This window comes from Mariniphaga anaerophila, assembly GCF_900129025.1.
GTDB classification, from domain to species: Bacteria; Bacteroidota; Bacteroidia; order Bacteroidales; family Prolixibacteraceae; genus Mariniphaga; species Mariniphaga anaerophila.
On record NZ_FQUM01000001.1, the window covers coordinates 784808 to 802995 of the forward strand.

General features: G+C 36.7%; 8 protein-coding genes. 3 read left to right on the plus strand and 5 right to left on the minus strand.

Features of this window, described 5'->3' with window-relative positions:
• Nucleotides 1-4 precede the first annotated feature (4 nt).
• The 5 genes from BUB08_RS03160 to BUB08_RS03180 form a co-directional block, all read right to left on the minus strand.
• Complete coding sequence (locus BUB08_RS03160) at nt 5-3352, minus strand: TonB-dependent receptor (RefSeq protein WP_072998775.1); 3348 nt, start codon at nt 3350-3352, stop codon at nt 5-7.
• Nucleotides 3353-3508: 156 nt separating this feature from the next.
• Nucleotides 3509-4567 (minus strand): FecR family protein, encoded by a 1059-nt coding sequence (locus tag BUB08_RS03165; RefSeq protein ID WP_072998777.1) that lies wholly within the window; start codon nt 4565-4567, stop codon nt 3509-3511.
• A gap of 139 nt (nt 4568-4706) precedes the next feature.
• Nucleotides 4707-5291, minus strand: a complete 585-nt coding sequence (locus tag BUB08_RS03170; protein WP_083570541.1) for an RNA polymerase sigma factor — start codon at nt 5289-5291, stop codon at nt 4707-4709.
• Between the two features lie 138 nt (nt 5292-5429).
• Nucleotides 5430-6329: a relaxase/mobilization nuclease domain-containing protein gene (locus tag BUB08_RS03175; RefSeq protein ID WP_072998778.1), complete on the minus strand. Its 900-nt coding sequence runs from the start codon at nt 6327-6329 to the stop codon at nt 5430-5432.
• 10 nt (nt 6330-6339) lie between these two features.
• A complete protein-coding gene (locus BUB08_RS03180) occupies nt 6340-7977 on the minus strand; it encodes an ISL3 family transposase (RefSeq protein ID WP_072998780.1) in 1638 nt (545 codons plus the stop codon).
• 289 nt (nt 7978-8266) lie between these two features.
• Between BUB08_RS03180 and BUB08_RS03185 the strand changes: the two genes are divergently transcribed.
• The 3 genes from BUB08_RS03185 (at nt 8267) to BUB08_RS03195 (ending at nt 17929) form a co-directional block, all read left to right on the plus strand.
• The gene (locus tag BUB08_RS03185) at nt 8267-12328 is read left to right on the plus strand and encodes a hybrid sensor histidine kinase/response regulator transcription factor (protein ID WP_072998782.1); all 4062 of its coding nucleotides are present in this window, start codon (nt 8267-8269) and stop codon (nt 12326-12328) included.
• Between the two features lie 829 nt (nt 12329-13157).
• Nucleotides 13158-16259: a SusC/RagA family TonB-linked outer membrane protein gene (locus BUB08_RS03190; RefSeq protein ID WP_083570544.1), complete on the plus strand. Its 3102-nt coding sequence runs from the start codon at nt 13158-13160 to the stop codon at nt 16257-16259.
• 11 nt (nt 16260-16270) lie between these two features.
• Entirely contained in the window at nt 16271-17929 is a 1659-nt protein-coding gene (locus tag BUB08_RS03195; RefSeq protein WP_083570545.1) for a RagB/SusD family nutrient uptake outer membrane protein, read from the plus strand.
• Nucleotides 17930-18188: the final 259 nt, after the last annotated feature.

Genomic DNA, 18188 nt, shown 5'->3' on the forward strand with positions numbered 1-18188 from the left:
AGATTTAGAAGTTTAAGTTAATACCCATTGAAAATGTTCTTGGAACGGGATACGCTGTATTATCAATCCCTTGTTCAAGGGGACTGCCTTTTTCACTTACTTCAGGGTTTGCCCCATCATAAGAAGTGAAAACGAACGGATTCTGTACAGAACCGTATACTCGGGCACTATTTATAAATCGACCACCGAGAGGCAAAGAATAACCTAATGTTATATTTCTGATAATCAGATTATTCGCCTTCGACATAAAACCAGTATGCCACCATTCACGCTCCTTGTTTGTAGTCCCGGACAATGTACGCCCGTAAAGGCCATCACCCGGATCATTTTCTGATTTCCAACGATTCATAACATCTTTATTCACATTAAATACACCGTCAAGGTTACCGGTAGCTTCTCTAAACGCATTTAACACGTAATACCCTGCTGCACCGGAACCAATAATATTCAAGTCAAAACGCTTATATTGAGCATTTACTGTAATTCCAAACAAACTTGTGGGTACAGAATTTCCCACAACAGTCCGGTCTTTATTCCGGTCAATCTTTCCATCGCCGTCAACATCTTTAAACTTTATTGTTCCTACCATCGCACCATCATATTTAGGAGAAGCATCAAAATCTGCCTGATTTACATAAACTCCTTCTTGTTCCAATAAGTAAAACTGGCCAATGCGCTCTCCAATCCTCGATATATGTGTACGAGATTTCAACTCTCCATCCGGAGTATCCAACGCAATAACTTTATTATCGCCATAACTGTAATTCAAATCAACATCAAGCTTAAAGGTACCTTCCAATACTCTTGAAGAAAGAACAAATTCATGTCCCCAAAACTCAAATTCTCCAAGATTGGTTAGTATATTGTTATAACCTGATGCTTGAGGAATTGGAACATTAAACAACATATCTGTTGTATTCTTCTTGTAATAATCGTACGAGAAACTAATCCGGTTATTTAGGAATCCCATATCAACACCTAAATCCAACTGTTTGGTTTTTTCCCAGCCAAGGTTTATGTTTCCAATACTTGACACGGTTCTTCCACTTTCTACATTTTCGTTAAAAACCGCATTATAAGTTCCAACGAGTCCGCGATGTGAGTAATTTCCAATGTTGTTATTCCCTGTAACACCATAACTCGCTCTTAATTTCAAAAAGTTAAGCACGTCGCTTTCCGGCATAAACTTTTCTTTTGTTACAATCCATCCTAGCGATGCTGATGGAAAATTACCCCATCGATTATCCTCTCCAAAACGAGATGAACCGTCGTGACGAATAGCTGCTGATAAGAAATACTTGTTTGCATAGTTATAATTCACACGACCTATATATGAAATCAAGGACCACTCGTTAAAGTAATTATCTGTTTCCCTTTTATCGGCAGGAGCTGCTGAAAAATCTTCAATTAAGTCATCAGGGTAATTATTCGCCTTTGAGCGTAATCCTCGTCCTTGCCATTCCTGGGCAGAAAATCCAAGCAAAGCTTCTAAATTGTGTCTTTCAAACGATTTTTTGTAAGTGGCAGTATGTTCTGTTAGCCACGAGGTATTATTATCGTGGCTTTGGCTTGCAAAAGGTGTATTAGGTGGAGGAGCAGAAAGTCCTCCCATTTGTGAATTACTAAAGCTGTTTTTCGTTTCTCGTCCCAAATCAGCATTAATTGTCGATTTCCAGGTTAAACCTTTTACCGGATATAACTCAACATAGGCATTTGTCAGAACCGATAAGCGGTTTCTTTTAGCATCCAATTGCTTCAACACATTGTACCAGTTTGGGTTTGGGAATAAGCCAGGACCGGTAGCAGTTAAAGGAATTGTTCCGTCTTCATTAATGTGTGGAGCCAATGGAGTTGTTAAAAGGGCATTCTGTAAGATTCCTCGTCCCCAAAGCGAGCCATCCGTATTTACATCATTGTCACTCACGTAATTAGGAGCAACATTTAATCCTATTTTCGCATATTCATTAATGGTAAAATCGGTATTTATCCTTAACGAATACCTGTTAAATTTTGTGTTAAGCATAACACCTTCCTGCTCGAAAAATCCGGCAACAGCTGTAACTCCCATTCGTTCGTTACGCGATGTAAGTGTAATATTGTGATCCTGTATACGTGCATCTCTCAGCAAAACATCATACCAGTCAGTTCCTTCTCCATATTGTTCAGGATTCTGGTAGACAGGATCAACCGATTGTCCGTTTTCAAAGGCATACTCTTTTTTGAACTGTGCAAACTCCCTAGCATTCATCATATCAGGACGTCCTTTTTCCGGAACACTCTGAACACCAAGATAAGAACTAACATTTACAGATGTTTCCCCTACTTTTCCTTTTTTCGTTGTAATTAATACAACACCGTTTGCAGCACGCGATCCGTATAACGAAGTAGATGAAGCATCTTTTAATACCGAAATACTTTCAATCTCATTTGGGTTAATGGAGTTCAAATCTCCGGTAATTGGAAGACCATCAACTACATATAGTGGGCTAAAACCAGCAGAAACTGATGCCTGCCCACGGATACGCATCACCATTCCTTGTCCCGGTTTTCCGGTTGTTTGCGAAATCTGTACACCAGCCAACTTCCCCTGAAGTTTTTGGGTAAATTGCGCCCCCTGTACCTCACTCAATTCTGAAAAGTCAACCTGTTGAATGGATCCAGTTATGGCTTCCTTAATTTGTGTACCATAACCAATTGCAATTACTTCTTCAATTCCTACAGCATCTGTTGCCATAACAATATCGATACTATTTTGCGAGCCGACCACAACCTCTTGCGATTTCATTCCTATAAAAGAAAAGTGAAGTGTTGTTTCAGCAGTAATACCTTTCAAAGAATATTCTCCGTCAACATTTGTAACGGTACCGTTTGTTGTTCCTTTAATAAGCACTGTTACACCCGGAAGTGGATCGCCGGCTTCGTCAGTAACTTTCCCGGAGATGGAATTTTGTTGTTGTAATACTCCTATTTCTCCTGCTGGTACTTCTGGTGTTGTTAACACGATAAAGCGGTCGCGTATAGAATAATCAACGTCAGTACCTTTAAAAACCAAATTCAGGACTTGTTCAATTTTTTTGTTTTCAATGGTTACATTAACTTTTCGTTCTACATCGATAAGATTTTGGCTATACAAAAAACAAAACTCACTTTGTTTTTCAATACTGTTTAAAACCTCCTTAACAGTAGCTTCACGCATATTTAAGTTAAGCATTTTGCTTTGCGAATAGCTTTTATTTGCAAAAACACTCGCGACCGAAACCAATAATATAAAAACCGTTAGTTTCATTACTTTTAATAGTTTAATTAGCCCGGAAAATTTCTTCTCCCGGTCAAAACAGAATTTTTTTTTCATACTTTTGTATTGTTAAATTTAGAAATGCCCTGTAAAGTGAAGCGTACAGGGTAATTTTTACAATCTTCGGGGAAATGTTGGTAGCATTTCCCTGTTGTTTTATAATCAGTTAGCTTTTACATAGGCAATTTAATTTTAATTCAATTTAATTAGACTTTATTCTTTTTTCTCAATGATTATTCTCTGCTTCGAGAATGTTCCATCAGGATTCTTAGTGCGTGGTAATGCCCTGTAATTAATTGGTGTTGCAGCCGATAATAAATCAAGTATTTGGAAAAGCGGTTCATCAACAAAGGTTACTGTATATCGGTATTTCTCCATCTCCTTGTCAACCTGTATTTCAACATTAAACATTCGGCTTAACCTTTGGGCAACCTGGTCTATCGGTTCATTGTCCAAAATAAGTTTTCCATCATCTTTCCAGGCGATGTATTTCTCAACCCGCTCCAGGCTTGACTTTACAAGGCCTGTATTCTTTTCGTATATTACATGCTGACCGGGTATCAGTTCTTTTATGGTTTCAACATTTCCGTTGTTTTTCATTTTCTCTATTAACACTTTCCCTTCTACAAGTGTAGTAGCAATGCTATTATTTTCAGGGTATGCATTAACGTTAAATACCGTACCCAACGCTTTAACGTCAATTCGACCTGCATTAACCACAAAAGGTTTATCCGGATTGTGAGCAACCTCAAAATAACCTTCACCGGTTAGAGCTATACCGCGGGTCTCTCCCCAAAAATTCTGTGGATATTTTATCCGGCTACCATAATTAAGATGAACCACTGTCCCGTCCGACAGTTCAACAACAGTTCGCGAACCAACTGGTGCTATCACTTCCAAAGAATCGACAGATACAGTTGTAATTTGATTTGTTAACCAGTTATTTTCAGAAATTGTATAAAACATAAAGGCCAAAACCGGAATTAAAATGATAGCAGCAGCTTTCGATAACAAGCTAATTAATCTGTTATTCCTTAGTTGAATCGTACGGGGCTCTTCAATATTTAATTTATGGTGGATTTTATCAAGGAGGGTATCCAGTTTTTCGTCTGAAACAATACTGTCTTCTTCTTTAAATTGCTGCCAGTCAACCTTTCCAAGTTTTTGGCTTTCAGAGAAGAAGAATTGTTGCTTCATCCATTGAATAACTTCCTCAACTTCCTGTGAAGTACAACGGTTGTTTAAATATTTTTCAAGTAATTCTTTTGTCATTTCCCTTTTTCTAAACGGAGCCTCAAAATTAATGAGGCCCCGACTAACTAACCAAACTAAACTATCGCGAAACGATAAGTTTTACAAGTTATACAATTCGGGAAACAACAAGGACTAATAAAAAATGATTTTTTTTTGACTAAAGGAATAAACTAATGAATAATCCACTAATTAACAAGCCATTATCAAGCTTGCTTTTTAAAAAAGAAAGTGTAGTTACCAGATGGTTTTTTACTGTATTCGCGGAAATACCTAATTTTTCTGCTATTTCTTTATGACTTAATCCCTCTTCGCGGCTTAGTTGAAAAATCTCTTTCTGGCGGGGCGATAATTCATTCAACAACCCCTGAAACTTCTGCTTTAATTCTTTATAATGAATTTCATCGGTAAGTTCGTAGGTCTCATCAATATGTTGAAGCGATTTTACATGTTCTACATATTTATGTTCGGTTGCCCGTTTTTTAAGCAGGTTTACAGTTGCATTGTGGGCGATGGTGAACAGAAAAGATTCGAAAGATGAGTAAATATTAATTTTATCGCGGCTTTGCCAAATTTTTATAAACACTTCCTGTACTATTTCTTCGGTATCTGCTTCCTGCTTGGTATACCGAAAAACAAAGCCATATAGTCTCCTGGAATATTTTTTATAGATAATATCAAACGCCGACATATCGCCGTCTTTCAGGAGCTTTAATAATTCAGTATTTGATTTGTTAATATTCAAGAAGTAGTTAAATTGTTAGCGGGACAAATGTAAAAAAAATAATAGAACTAAAATGAATGGTCTGAGTAGGTTCCATAAAATGACCGATTTTGCCAAATAGCGGTCATCACCCCAAATCGTAAACACCCAAAAATCAATTTAATTCAAATTGCAAAAAAAAAGATATTGGCGACACATTCCCCGACCTCTGTTTTTTACTTTATATTTCATACTTGGTTCTTTCCTACGCCTGTTACTTCTTTCAATCATCCGATTAATATCCCTCGCCCATTGTGCTAACTGAAATTGATCAATCACCTGTGTCGGAATTTGGATTTCCTGTTCAGCTTTGGCCGTTAAATTAAACCTAGGTCTTTCCTGAAACGCTGAACCCCTGATCGGATACCGAATCGGATTTCCGATTTCATCCGTGATAAAAACTACGTGCCCTCTTCCCGATCTCCGCACCTCAACATTAAATAGCTCCAACGATTTATCGTAAAGTTGTTTTGTCGATATGGATTCAATATGATTTAGCTGATAAAATAAACTCTCCAGGTTCTGTTTCAGGTTTCTGCTACCTGCAGAAAATTTCAAATTGGATTGTACCTGGCTTTGTTCTTTGGTGAAATCATACTTTTGCTCCAGCGATTTGATGAAGCGTTGTACTTTTTCTTTCTCGTAATTGTCTTTAATCTTTTTACCTGTTTGGTTATCAATCCGGGTAGAAACAATATGAAAGTGTGTCCGATCAAGATCTGAGTGCTTATACACAAAGTAAGGCTGATTTCCATAACCCATATGTTCCATAAGGTTTCCTATTTCAGTTCGGATTCCCTTGTCTCCCAGTTTTACCAAATCCGTTACCGTTGGATTCACAGAAATATGTAAGCCTTTCTTTTTCACCCGGGTATTCCTTTCCTCAATCTCTTTCAGAATATTCAGCCGGTCGTATTTTGTCCCTGCAAATGGATTAATGGTTGGCGTATTGTCACTTTTATAGAAATGTGCCTTTTTCTGCTCTACTGGAAAAACCGGCCAAAGTGGGTTCTTCGTCAATTTTGGGGAATCATCCTGACTGGGACAATAAGACCTTCCGGCGAAGTAGTTCAAAGCTTGCCCTCCCGTACATTTGTCGTTTAATGCTTTTAATTCTGTTAACATGGCCTTCAACGGGGCCATTGCTCCATCTCAATTGTATTGCGTTCTGAACTGCTTTAATATCACGTTTTAGTCCTTTCGCAAAAGTCTTTAATCCTGGTAGTTTATCTTTGGATTCCTGGATTGATTTGATCCATTCGTGAATCTGTCCTTCACCTGTTTTTAGCATCTTCTTGAATCGCTTAACAAGCCTGCGAACCCGTATTAATATGGGCATGTTCTCAAAAAGTAATTGCATATAACTTCTGTGATCAATATTCTCAATATGATTGAGAGATTGCCCTACGTATTTTGCAAGCTTTCTGGAGCTCAATCGTTTGATGTAGGGAATTGGTTGGCTTTGCAACTCATTATAATTTAATGATGTTACCTCATTTGTTTGTTTAAGGAAAGAAATATATTGGTTGGCTTGGGTGTTCCCGCCAGTATATCCCATTTTTCGAATATCATTTATGATTTCCATATTGGTATAACCATTTATTTCCATTTTGGATAAAATATAATTTGTGAATATCTCAATATTTGCTCGTTTGGGATGTGATCTGGGTACTAAAATGTCTTGCTGAAAATATCGCTTTACTGTGTTTTTGCTAATGCCAAGCTCTCTCCCAATTTTCTTCCTTGGTAAGCCTTTGGCTTGTAGTTTCTTTACCATATCGAAAACCTCCTGCCTGGAATCTGGTTTTTGAACGGGGGCAGGTATCTCTACAAACTCCTTTTTAGTAACGGAATCCTGCTTGGACTCAGCTTCTGCATCGCGAAGCATCTCGCAGGTTTTAGCTTTAATGAGTTTACTTATCTTCGGAGATATGCTTTTAAAAAAAGTATCTAAAGCATCAGACAAGTTCATTAACAGATGGAACCGGTCTGCAACCTGGACTGTATTAGGGCTAATGGAATCTATTGCTGTTGAATATGAACTAGCCCTGTCCCTTGTGATTATTTCAATTCCCGGATGGTCTCGTAACCACGCCTTTAAATCCTCGCTATCTCGGGTAGGCAACATGTCGATTGGCTTTGATGTTTCCATATCCACTAAGATCGTTCCGTAGTTAACACCTTTTCGGAAAGCCCAATCATCAACTCCTACAACTTTTAGTGTATTTATATCCGGGAGTGGTTGCTGATGAGCAAGCCGTGTAAGAGTGGAGCGGCTAACTTTTATCTGCAGTTTTTCCGATAATACATGCCCTGAGCCGGTTGGCATATCAATTGCAATATCTGATAATAATCGTGTAACCCGCTCTGTTCTTCTGGCATAAGGAAGTATATTGTCATTTTGCTCAGTAAATACTTTCCTCTTGCACCTATCATTGCGGCACTTAAATTTACGGATCGTAAGAATTATTCTGGAATGATATTGAAATACAGGCAAGTCTGTTATTCTTCTTTCATAACGGTCATGTACAGAATGGCTGTATTTTTTACATTCAGGGCATTTTGCCCGCTTCCCGGACAACGAGGCATAAATGTGTATTATTGGTGGTTTAAATTCAATATTTGACACTATAATTTTTGGGATGTCAATACGGCGTTTAATATTCATATATAATTGATTATCAACTACATAAAGACACAAAAACGACATCTGGAAAATGATAAAAACAAAACCCTTACTTATTGATTATCAGTTGATTAACAATGGGCTTGACGATGAAATTTCGTTCCCCAAAATTGACGAAGAACCGATTATTTAACTCCTGTTTTATTGGATAAATAGATTTTGAGTGAACTTTACGAAGTTAATTGTGATTGAGGCTGCTGAAATTAAGTAAAGAAAAGAATTGTACAATTCGACAACATATATTATTATAATTGTAATTTTGAACCTTAAGATGAGGAAAACCACTGCATATTTGTTTCTGTTGTTTATTATTTTTGCAATTTCTGCAAAAGGGATAAATTCTCGTTATTTATTCAAAAAACTGAATAATGACAATGGTTTGTCTTTTAATTCGGTGCACAGCATTGTTCAGGAAGAATCCGGAATAATGTGGTTTGCCACCTATCAGGGCCTGAACAAATATGACAGTTACAATATTAAACGCTATTACAAAGAAGATAATGTTGGTATCCCGTCGAATAATATCACTTCCTTATTGATAAATAAGGATAACCGTCTTTTTGTTGGAACTCAGGAGGGACTGATTGTATATGACAGACGGTTTGACAAGTTTAATTCAGTATTGTATAGTAATACGAAACTTCCCCACGTAAGAACATTGTTTGAACGGAGCAATGGAACTGTCTTGATTGGAACTTTTAACGGAATATATGCCTACAATCCTACGGAAGAAACAATGGTACATTTTGTTTCTTTGCGCAACGAAGCTATTACTTCAATCAATGAATATGAATCCGATGTTATATTGGTTACCACTTTTTCAGGTATATATTTTCTTAATCCCGATGGGGTATTGCTAGACTACTATAACAAAACCAATACCCCTGACATCCCTTCAAGTTTTTTTCAATGTTCATACATTGATCGTACAGGTACTTGCTGGATTGGAACAAACAACAACGGATTGTTCATTTTTAATAAGGAGGAAAAAACATTTAAAAAAGTTACGATCTCCGGTATAGAGCAGCCAGAAACCAAAGTGGTACGTGTTATTGAAGAAGATTTGGATGGAAATATCTGGATTGGTGGCGAGCAGGGAATATTTATTTTTGACGTTAAATCCCGAAAAACAATAAATATTCAGCATTCACTCGAACCATCGGAATATCATTTAAACGATAAAGCAATTTACTGTTTGTTTCGGAGCAAAGAGAATATTATGTGGATTGGAACCTATTTTGGTGGAGTAAACTACACCAACCTGGGCGATTCCAAAGGGTTTTATAATATCCATCCGGGCGATAGTAAGAATAATCTTCGTGGGAAAGCGGTGAGCAAACTATTTAAAGATACGAGAGGTACTTTATGGATTGCAACCGAAGATGGGGGGGTATGCTCTTTCAATACAAAAACGAAACAAATAATTGATTATTTCCAGCACGGTAGTAGCAACAGCATTAGTTCAAACAATATACATGCAATTTGTGAAGATAATAGCAGGAATATTTGGTTTGGTTGTTTTATGACGGGGATTGATGTTTATAGCCCAACTTCCGGTGTGTTTAAGAATATATCCTTACGCCCCAACGTGAAATATAGTATAAACGAGAATTCCGTTTTCTGCAATTTCAAAGATTCGAAAGGACAAATCTGGATTGGATCGTTAAATGGTATATACCGTTATGATTGGGAGAAAGAAAAAGTTGTTCCTTTTAAAGAAGAGGAGTTTGGTACTATTTTTATCTATAATATTATTGAAGATAGAAATGGGAAAATATGGTTCTGTTTATATGCTGATGGAATAGCATCCTACAATCCTGTTACCGATGAAATCCGGCGATATAACATTGGAAATGGCTTATCAACAAATAGAATAATCGCAGCTATGGAAGACAGTGCCGGTAAAATCTTGTTTGGCAGCATTGATGGCGGTGTTAATATATATACTCCGGAAACAGATTCATTTGAGCATTTGGGTATGGAAGACGGCTTGCCCAATAATACCATCTATGGCATTTTGGAAGATGATAGTGGTAACATCTGGTTAAGTACTAATCAAGGAATATCGATGTATAATACGAAAACCCGAATATTCAGAAATTATAACCGGAACGACGGGTTGGCGCAAATGCAGTTTAATTATGGCTCCTGTTTTAAAGATTCCGATGGTATGCTTTATTTTGGGCACGTAAATGGATTAACCTACTTTAAGCCAGATGAAATTAGAGATAATACTATAAAGCCACAGCTTTTTTTTACAGATTTCAAATTGGCAAATGAAAGTATTCCGGTTAAAAATAAAGGGATTCTTACGCAACCTATTAATCAAACACAAAATATAACTTTAAGCTATTCCCAAAGATCTTTTACCATCAATTTCGTGGCTATAAACTATATTTCGGTAGGGAACAATAAATTTTATTTTTATCTGGATGGTTTTGAAGAGGATTGGATTGAGGCAGGCAATAAAACCAGTGCAAGCTATTCAAATTTATTGCCCGGTAAATATACATTTCATTTAAAAGCTGTGAACAACGATGGAGTTGAAAGTGCCAATACAAAAACACTTCAAATACGTATTCGTCCACCTTTTTATTTAACTGTCTGGGCATATATTATCTATTTCGCAGTATTGGCTTTTATATTCTTTTTGTACCGGAAAATAACCATTGATAAAGAAAAGGAAAAAACAGCATTGAAATTGGAAAGAATGGAAAAAGAAAAGATAAAAGAGGCGAACCTTCAACGACTAAATTTTTACACCTATATCTCACATGAGTTTAAAACACCTCTTTCGATTATTATTTCAAGCATCGACCAGTTTTTTTCTGATAGTAAAGTCTCAAACGACTCGAAAAATAGTCTTCAACGAATAAAAAGAAGTTCTAAAAGGCTATCGTTCTTATTTACACAACTGATGGATTTCCGCAAAATTCAAAGTAAACATGCTAAATTGGTGTTGCAGAAAGGCGATATGATTGACTTTTTAAGGGAAACATGTATTGTGTTTTCTCCATTGTTTGACCAGCAACGTGTCAACTTTGAGTTTAAAACCAATCGTGAAACCTATGAGCACTGGTTTGATCCGGATAAAATTGAGAAAATAATTGCCAATCTTCTTTCCAATGCACTAAAACATTCACCAATTCATGGACTTATCGTTTGCGAAATAGAAATTAACGATGAAATAGTAGGCGAGGAACAGAAGCGGATAAATATTTGTATTTCGGACAATGGAAAAGGGATTTCGAAAGAAGAACAAAAAAACTTGTTTACCCCTTTTTACATAATGTATCAAAGTAACGAGCAGAAAAGCGGTTCTGGTATTGGGTTAACTTTGGTGAAAAGTTTGGTGGAATACCTTCATGGTACAATTGATGTAATTAGCAGCCCGAATGAAGGAACAAAATTCAAAATTCAGTTGCCGCTCGACTACAAAGGAATTTCGAATATTAAGCTCGAAAACACCAACGAAACCATTAGCCGTAATATAGATTTGGATAGTCTGGCAGGTTTTTCGAAACAATCCTTAAATGAATACTTACCCACAAAAGAAGATAAAGAATTTAAACTTTTGATTGCAGAAGATACACTCGACCTTGCTGAAGTTCTGATTGCACATTATTCAAAAAGTTTCAGTGTTAAGTTTGCACAAAATGGCATTGAAGCGCTTAATATTGTAAAAGACGAAGAACCAGACATTATTATTAGCGATGTGATGATGCCTGAAATGGATGGCATTGAGTTCTGTAAAAGGATTAAACAGGACGAAGCTACCAGTCATATTGCCATTATTCTTCTTACTGCAAAAACAACACACGAAGATAAAATTGCCGGGCTACAAGCCGGAGCCGAAGCCTATGTTTATAAACCATTCGATTTGAATGAATTGGATTTGCACGTGCGAAATTTTATAGAAGTGCGTAAAAAGCTGAAAGAGAGGATAATAACAGGAAGGAGCCTTAATCTAGAAAATCTAAAATTCCAGGATAAAGACAAAGAATTTATCGAAAAGGTTTCAACAATCATTAACGAAAACATTGAAAATGAATCCTTGAATAATGAAGAACTCGCAAAACTTCTGGGAATGAGTAAGTCTTTGGTGTACTTAAAACTTAAAAAGTTACTTAACATGTCGGGTTCCGATTATATTCAATCCTTGCGTTTTAAAAAGGCCATTGAATTAATGGCCGATTCCAATTTAAACATTGCCGACATTTCCTATGAAGTTGGTTTCTCCGATCCCAATTATTTCAGTAAAGCTTTCAAAAAGGCCCATAAAAAAACACCTTCTGATTTCCGTAAAGAACTACTCAATCGGATTAGTAAATAAACTTAAAGAATCTGGTGTCATTCAGCGGGTTCTTATATTTCGGTTGGTCACATAAGTACATTAGCTATTATTACCCTTAATTTACTTCAAATTCCAGTTTTAAAAACAGAATAAAACCGATACTTGTATCAATTATTGTACAAGAATGGAATCTGTATTCAATACATTATTAAGCAATTGGCTTATTAAAATCAAGTTTGTAAGTAATGGAAAAGAATTTAGCAAAAAAGGTATAATCCCTTAATCATAGACTTGTACGTTTCTATATAAAATAGTTTGAGTAGTATAGTTAAATAGTTTAGTTAGTTAATAAATGTATTGGGCTGATCTTTTAAAAGACAGCCCATACATGTATCAAAGCTCATTAAAGAACCAAATGAAAAACAAATCAAAAAATATTATTATGCTTGTAGGATTGTATGTACTATTTGCAGTTCTTTTTTTACTAATTATTACTTTACTTATTGTTTCAATTTAAATTCAATAATTGTTCTGTTTTATTCGTAAGTCTTGGTTCTGAATCTTGACACAGTTATTCTCCAACTTTTTTCCCAAAAGAATTCCTCAAGAGAAATAGTAAATGAATTTTTAAAGCTGAGTGTCACTATTCGCAGACTTGTGTTTCGAGCAAAACAGATAAGCACTTTGGCTGACATTACCCTTACTTTAGTTCAAATTCCAGTTTGAAGAAGAGAATATAAACGATGTTTGCATCATACAATGATTGATGCAGGATTCTTTTTCCAATCAATTCTTTAGTTATCCAATAGTTTAAATCGAGCTTATAAATGAAAAATTTTATTTTTTTTAATAATCAAAACTAAATTTCATGAAAAGAAAGAATCAAATTCTATTTCGTAAGTTGAGCCTTTTACTAATAGCCATTCTAATGGTTTCATTCAGTTGGGCTCAGCAAAAATCCATTTCCGGAAAGGTTACCGACGCGAGTAGTGAACCACTCCCCGGAGTAACCATAGTAATAAAAGGAACTACACAGGGAACAGTTACTGGCATGGATGGTACGTACAGTATTTCAAATATCCCCGAAGGTGGCACGCTGCAATTTTCTTTTGTGGGGATGACAACGCAGGAAATTCAGGTTGGCAATGAAACTACAATTAATGTAACATTGGTAGCTGATGCTATTGGAATCGAGGAAGTAGTTGCCATTGGATATGGTGTGGTTAGAAAAAGTGACCTTACCGGATCTGTCGCTCAGGTTACTTTCACAGATCAGAACACGAAACCCATAACATCGGCCGACCAACTATTACAGGGTAAAGTGTCGGGAGTTCAGGTTATTCAAAGTTCAGGTGCTCCGGGTGCAGGAATGGGGTTTCAAATTCGTGGGGGTAATTCACTGGGATCAAACCAACCATTAATAGTTTTAGACGGTTACCCAATTGATGCTAATTCTGGGGGTAATTCTTTGGGTGGCGATTATTCAGTTAACCAACAGCCGCAAAATAATCCTTTAGCAAATATTAACCCGAATGAAATTGAGACAATTGAAATATTAAAAGATGCCTCATCAACAGCTATATATGGTTCCCGGGGTGCAAATGGTGTTGTTTTAATTACCACCAAAAGAGGTAAAAAAGGACGCGATCAGGTTGAATTCAATTACAGAATGGATGTAGCTCAAATGAGCAATAAAATAGATGTTCTGAACACTCCGGATTTTATAAACTATGCAAACGAGGGTGCTTTAAATGACGGGGTTGACCCAATTTATGATCAGGCAGCAATTGATACCATATCTTCTGTCAATTATAACTGGCAGGATGAGATTTATAGAACAGCAATTACACACGATTATCAATTGAGATTCTCGGGAGGAGATGACCGAAGCAATTACTCGATTATAGGAAGTTATTTGGATCAGCAGGGAACAATAAAAAATTCAGACTTTACAAGAGGAGGATTGCGTTTTAATTACGACAGGAAAGTGTTTGATAATTTGAATATAAAACTGAATGTATTTACCTCTAAATCAAAGTCCAATATCAGCTTAAATTCAGGAACAGAAGGATTATCATCTGCAAATCTGGTAACCAGTGCCCTTTTAGCACTGCCTTTTCAAAAAGGGTACAATGATTCTGGTGAAATAGACCAAACTACTACAGAAAATCCCCTTACATTGCTCGAATTAACAAAAGACCTACAGGAGAACACCTTAATAATTGCCAATACTCAGATTGACCTAAAACTTACCAATGACCTAACATTAGTTTCGAATATTGGTGTTAACAACAACGATGGAATCAGACAATCTTATTACCCGCGTGGAACTTTCACAGGAGATAATTATAAAGGATATGCGTACCGGAATCAATCCACCGTTTTTAACTTTTTGTCTGAAAACACCCTAAATTTTGTGAAAGATTTTGGTGACCATTCTATTAATGCTGTCGCTGGTTATAGTTGGCAACAATGGAACAGAAGATCAATAGGGGTTTCTGCCACCGATTTCTCTAATGATAATCTGACTTATGAGAGTTTTCAGTCGGGGAATGCACCAGGGACCGCCTATACTCAACATCGTGAATGGGCTTTATCTTCTTTCCTTGGAAGGATTAATTATTCCTATATGAATCGATATCTTTTAACTGCTACTGCTCGTTATGATGGTTCAACCAGATTAGCTGAAGGAAACAAATGGGCTTTGTTCCCTTCTGTTGCTGCTGCCTGGAAATTACATAATGAATCATTTATGGCAGATGCCGAGATAATTAATACCTTGAAATTAAGGGCAAGTTATGGAACCTCGGGTAACCAGAGTATCGGTGTTGGTTCTACTAAAGTGTTATTAGGTAGCGATGCCTATGTGGTGAATGGAGGCATTGTTAAAGGATTGATTAAAAATAATATGGCCAATACTACTTTAGGTTGGGAAACAACTGCTCAGTACAATGTTGGGATGGACCTTGGATTGTGGAATGAGAGGATACAATTGGAGGTTAATTTATACAAAAAGAAAACGGAAGACCTGTTAATAAATTTGCCAATTCCAACAACTACGGGTTTCAGAAGGCTTCCTTCAAATGCGGGTTCTGTTGAAAACAAAGGATTGGACATTGACCTAAGAGCACAAATTATCGAAAGTCCTTTTAGGTGGAGTGCCGGAGGTAATATTTCATTCAACCGTAATAAAATGTTGAGCCTTGGAGAATTGGGTGATGATGGAATTATTTTTGGCCCTAATTTTTTAAATGCTGGAAATTTACTGGGTCAGCCAATTCATGTTGCAATTGTTGGCAGCCCGGTTGGTTCATTTTATGGATATAGAACCGATGGTATTTATCAAAATGCACAGGAAGTTGCAGAAGGTCCTCAAGCTACTTCTGCGAAACCGGGAGATATCAGAATAGTTGATCAGAATGATGATGATAAAATAAATGGGGACGACCGGATCATTATAGGAAACCCGCACCCGGACTTCACTTTCGGGTTAACAAATAATTTCGAATATAAAAACTTTAACCTGTCCTTTTTAATTCTTGGAGTAGTAGGGAATGATATTGCTAACTTAAACCGATACAGGATGGATCCGCTAACGGGTGCCATTAGTAACGTACGACAGGAAGCTTATGATAACAGGTGGACAGGTGAAGGAACCAGTAATTATTATCCAAGAGCAAGTTCATATTATAATTATTTCGATCAGCGTTTCACCGATTTTATTGTTGAGGATGGTTCTTATATACGATTAAAAAATGTTAATCTGTCGTATAATATAGATGTAAAGGCAAACTGGATAAAATCAATTACTGTTTTTGCAAGCGCTTCCAACCTGTTAACAATATCAAAATATAAAGGTTACGATCCGGAAGTAAGTGCAAACTATGGTACAGGGTTAACTCCTGGGGTTGATAATGGGACTTATCCTCAATCAATCACTGTTTCAACAGGTTTAAATATCAAATTCTAACATTTAACGACATGAAGAATATAAAATTTTGTATAGTATTATTAATAACACTCTTGGGTTTTTCATGTTCCCTTGAGGAAACGATTTATGATTTAGCTACTCCTGAAAGTGCAATTAAAAGTGTTTCAGATGTTGATAATGCAATAATTGGTGCTTATGCGTCAATAAATGCAATTGATTTTTTTGGACGCTCTGCCATGTGGGTAACACATAGTAGTGCAGATGATCTGTCTTCGACGGCAGGAAATGAACCGGGGGTTCTTGCAAGAAGAATTACACTTAATTCCTCACATTATCATTACATTCATCTATGGTGGGAAATTTATGAAGGGATTAGTAATAGTAATGGTGTGCTTGATTATGTTGAACAATTAGATCTTCCAGAGTCTTTTGAAAATAAGGCTGTAAGTGAAGCCAAATTTCTAAGGGGATTTTTTTACTTTAATCTGGTAAATCTATATGGCGGTGTTCCTTTAATACTCAAAAGCGTAGATGCCAGTCAGGAATTTAATGTTTCAAGAAACAGTGTTGACGAGGTTTACACCCAGATATTTTTAGATTTAGAGGATGCCATTGCTTATCTTCCAAGCCGTTCGGCTCAACCCAGTGGCGAAAAAGGAAGAGCTACTAAACAAAGTGCTCAGGCGTACATGGTTAAAGCCTGTTTGCACTACGCAAATTACCTCGATTTAAACGGAAGAAGTAGTGAATCCGGCCAGTATTATCAAAAAGCAATTCAATATGCCGATGAAATTCTCAATTCCGGAGAATATCAACTTGTGTCTGATTATGCTACATTGTGGGATGTTAATCAGGAAACTGTAAGTGCCCGGGAGATTCTGTTTGCCGTAATCAATACACGTGATGCCGCTAATCCTGGAAATCAGGGAGAAGGTGGTTTTATGGTTCAGTTTTTTAACCCAAATACAATTACAGGTGTTTCAGGAAGACCAGATGGTGGAGGTACCAGCCATTATAAAGTACAACCATGGTTTATAGATAGATACCTTCAGGGTGAATATGTTGGCGACTACCGGGTTGAAAAGACCTTTCGTTTTTCATGGACAAATTGGAGAACAGGAAAGAACAGGACCACCTGGCCGAATACTCCAACTGAAGAATGGGAATCACAACCCTATATTAAGAAGTACGTGGATGCTGGTGGACTTGCTACTTTCTCAAATGAGAATGATTTTTATCTCATACGTCTGTCAGACATTTATCTGATGAAGGCAGAAGCTGAAAATGAACTGAATGGCCCAACAGCTGCAGCTTATACTGCATTTAATAAAGTAAGGGAACGTGCACGTTTGGCTGATGGTACTTCCAGGGCTACACCGGCAGATTTGACTCCAGGCCTTTCAAAAGAAGACTTTCGTATGAAAATTTTTGATGAACGAGGTTTGGAATTTATAGGGGAATACAGCAGGTATTTTGACTTAAGACGAATGCGCTACAAAGATAATACACGTACCATGTTGGAATATCAGTTCGACGAGTATTTACCAGGGTTACCGCAAGGTTTGCCTAAATGGGTAGATGGGGCTTGGACAACGGGTTTAACAGAAGCCACTAATATTGCTCCATATAATATTAAATATGAGTTAATTCCAATTCCTTCCACCGAAATAGCAATCAACCCAAATTTGGTTCAAAATCCAGGTTGGTAGTAAGATAAGTTTATTAAGCTGACAGGGAATTTCCCCTGTCGGCTTAAAGTATATAATAAAACTATTCAATTTAAGATTAAGCTTTTAGAACTTTTTCTGTATCAAAAATGAAGTATCCGGCTTTATTATTAATCGTCTTATTTATTATTCAGCAAAGTTTGTCGCAAACGTATAATATTTCGGCAGACTATTCAACTATTGACGGATTTTCATTACAAAAAAACCAATTTGGGGTTTCTTATGTAAATCCCAATTCAAC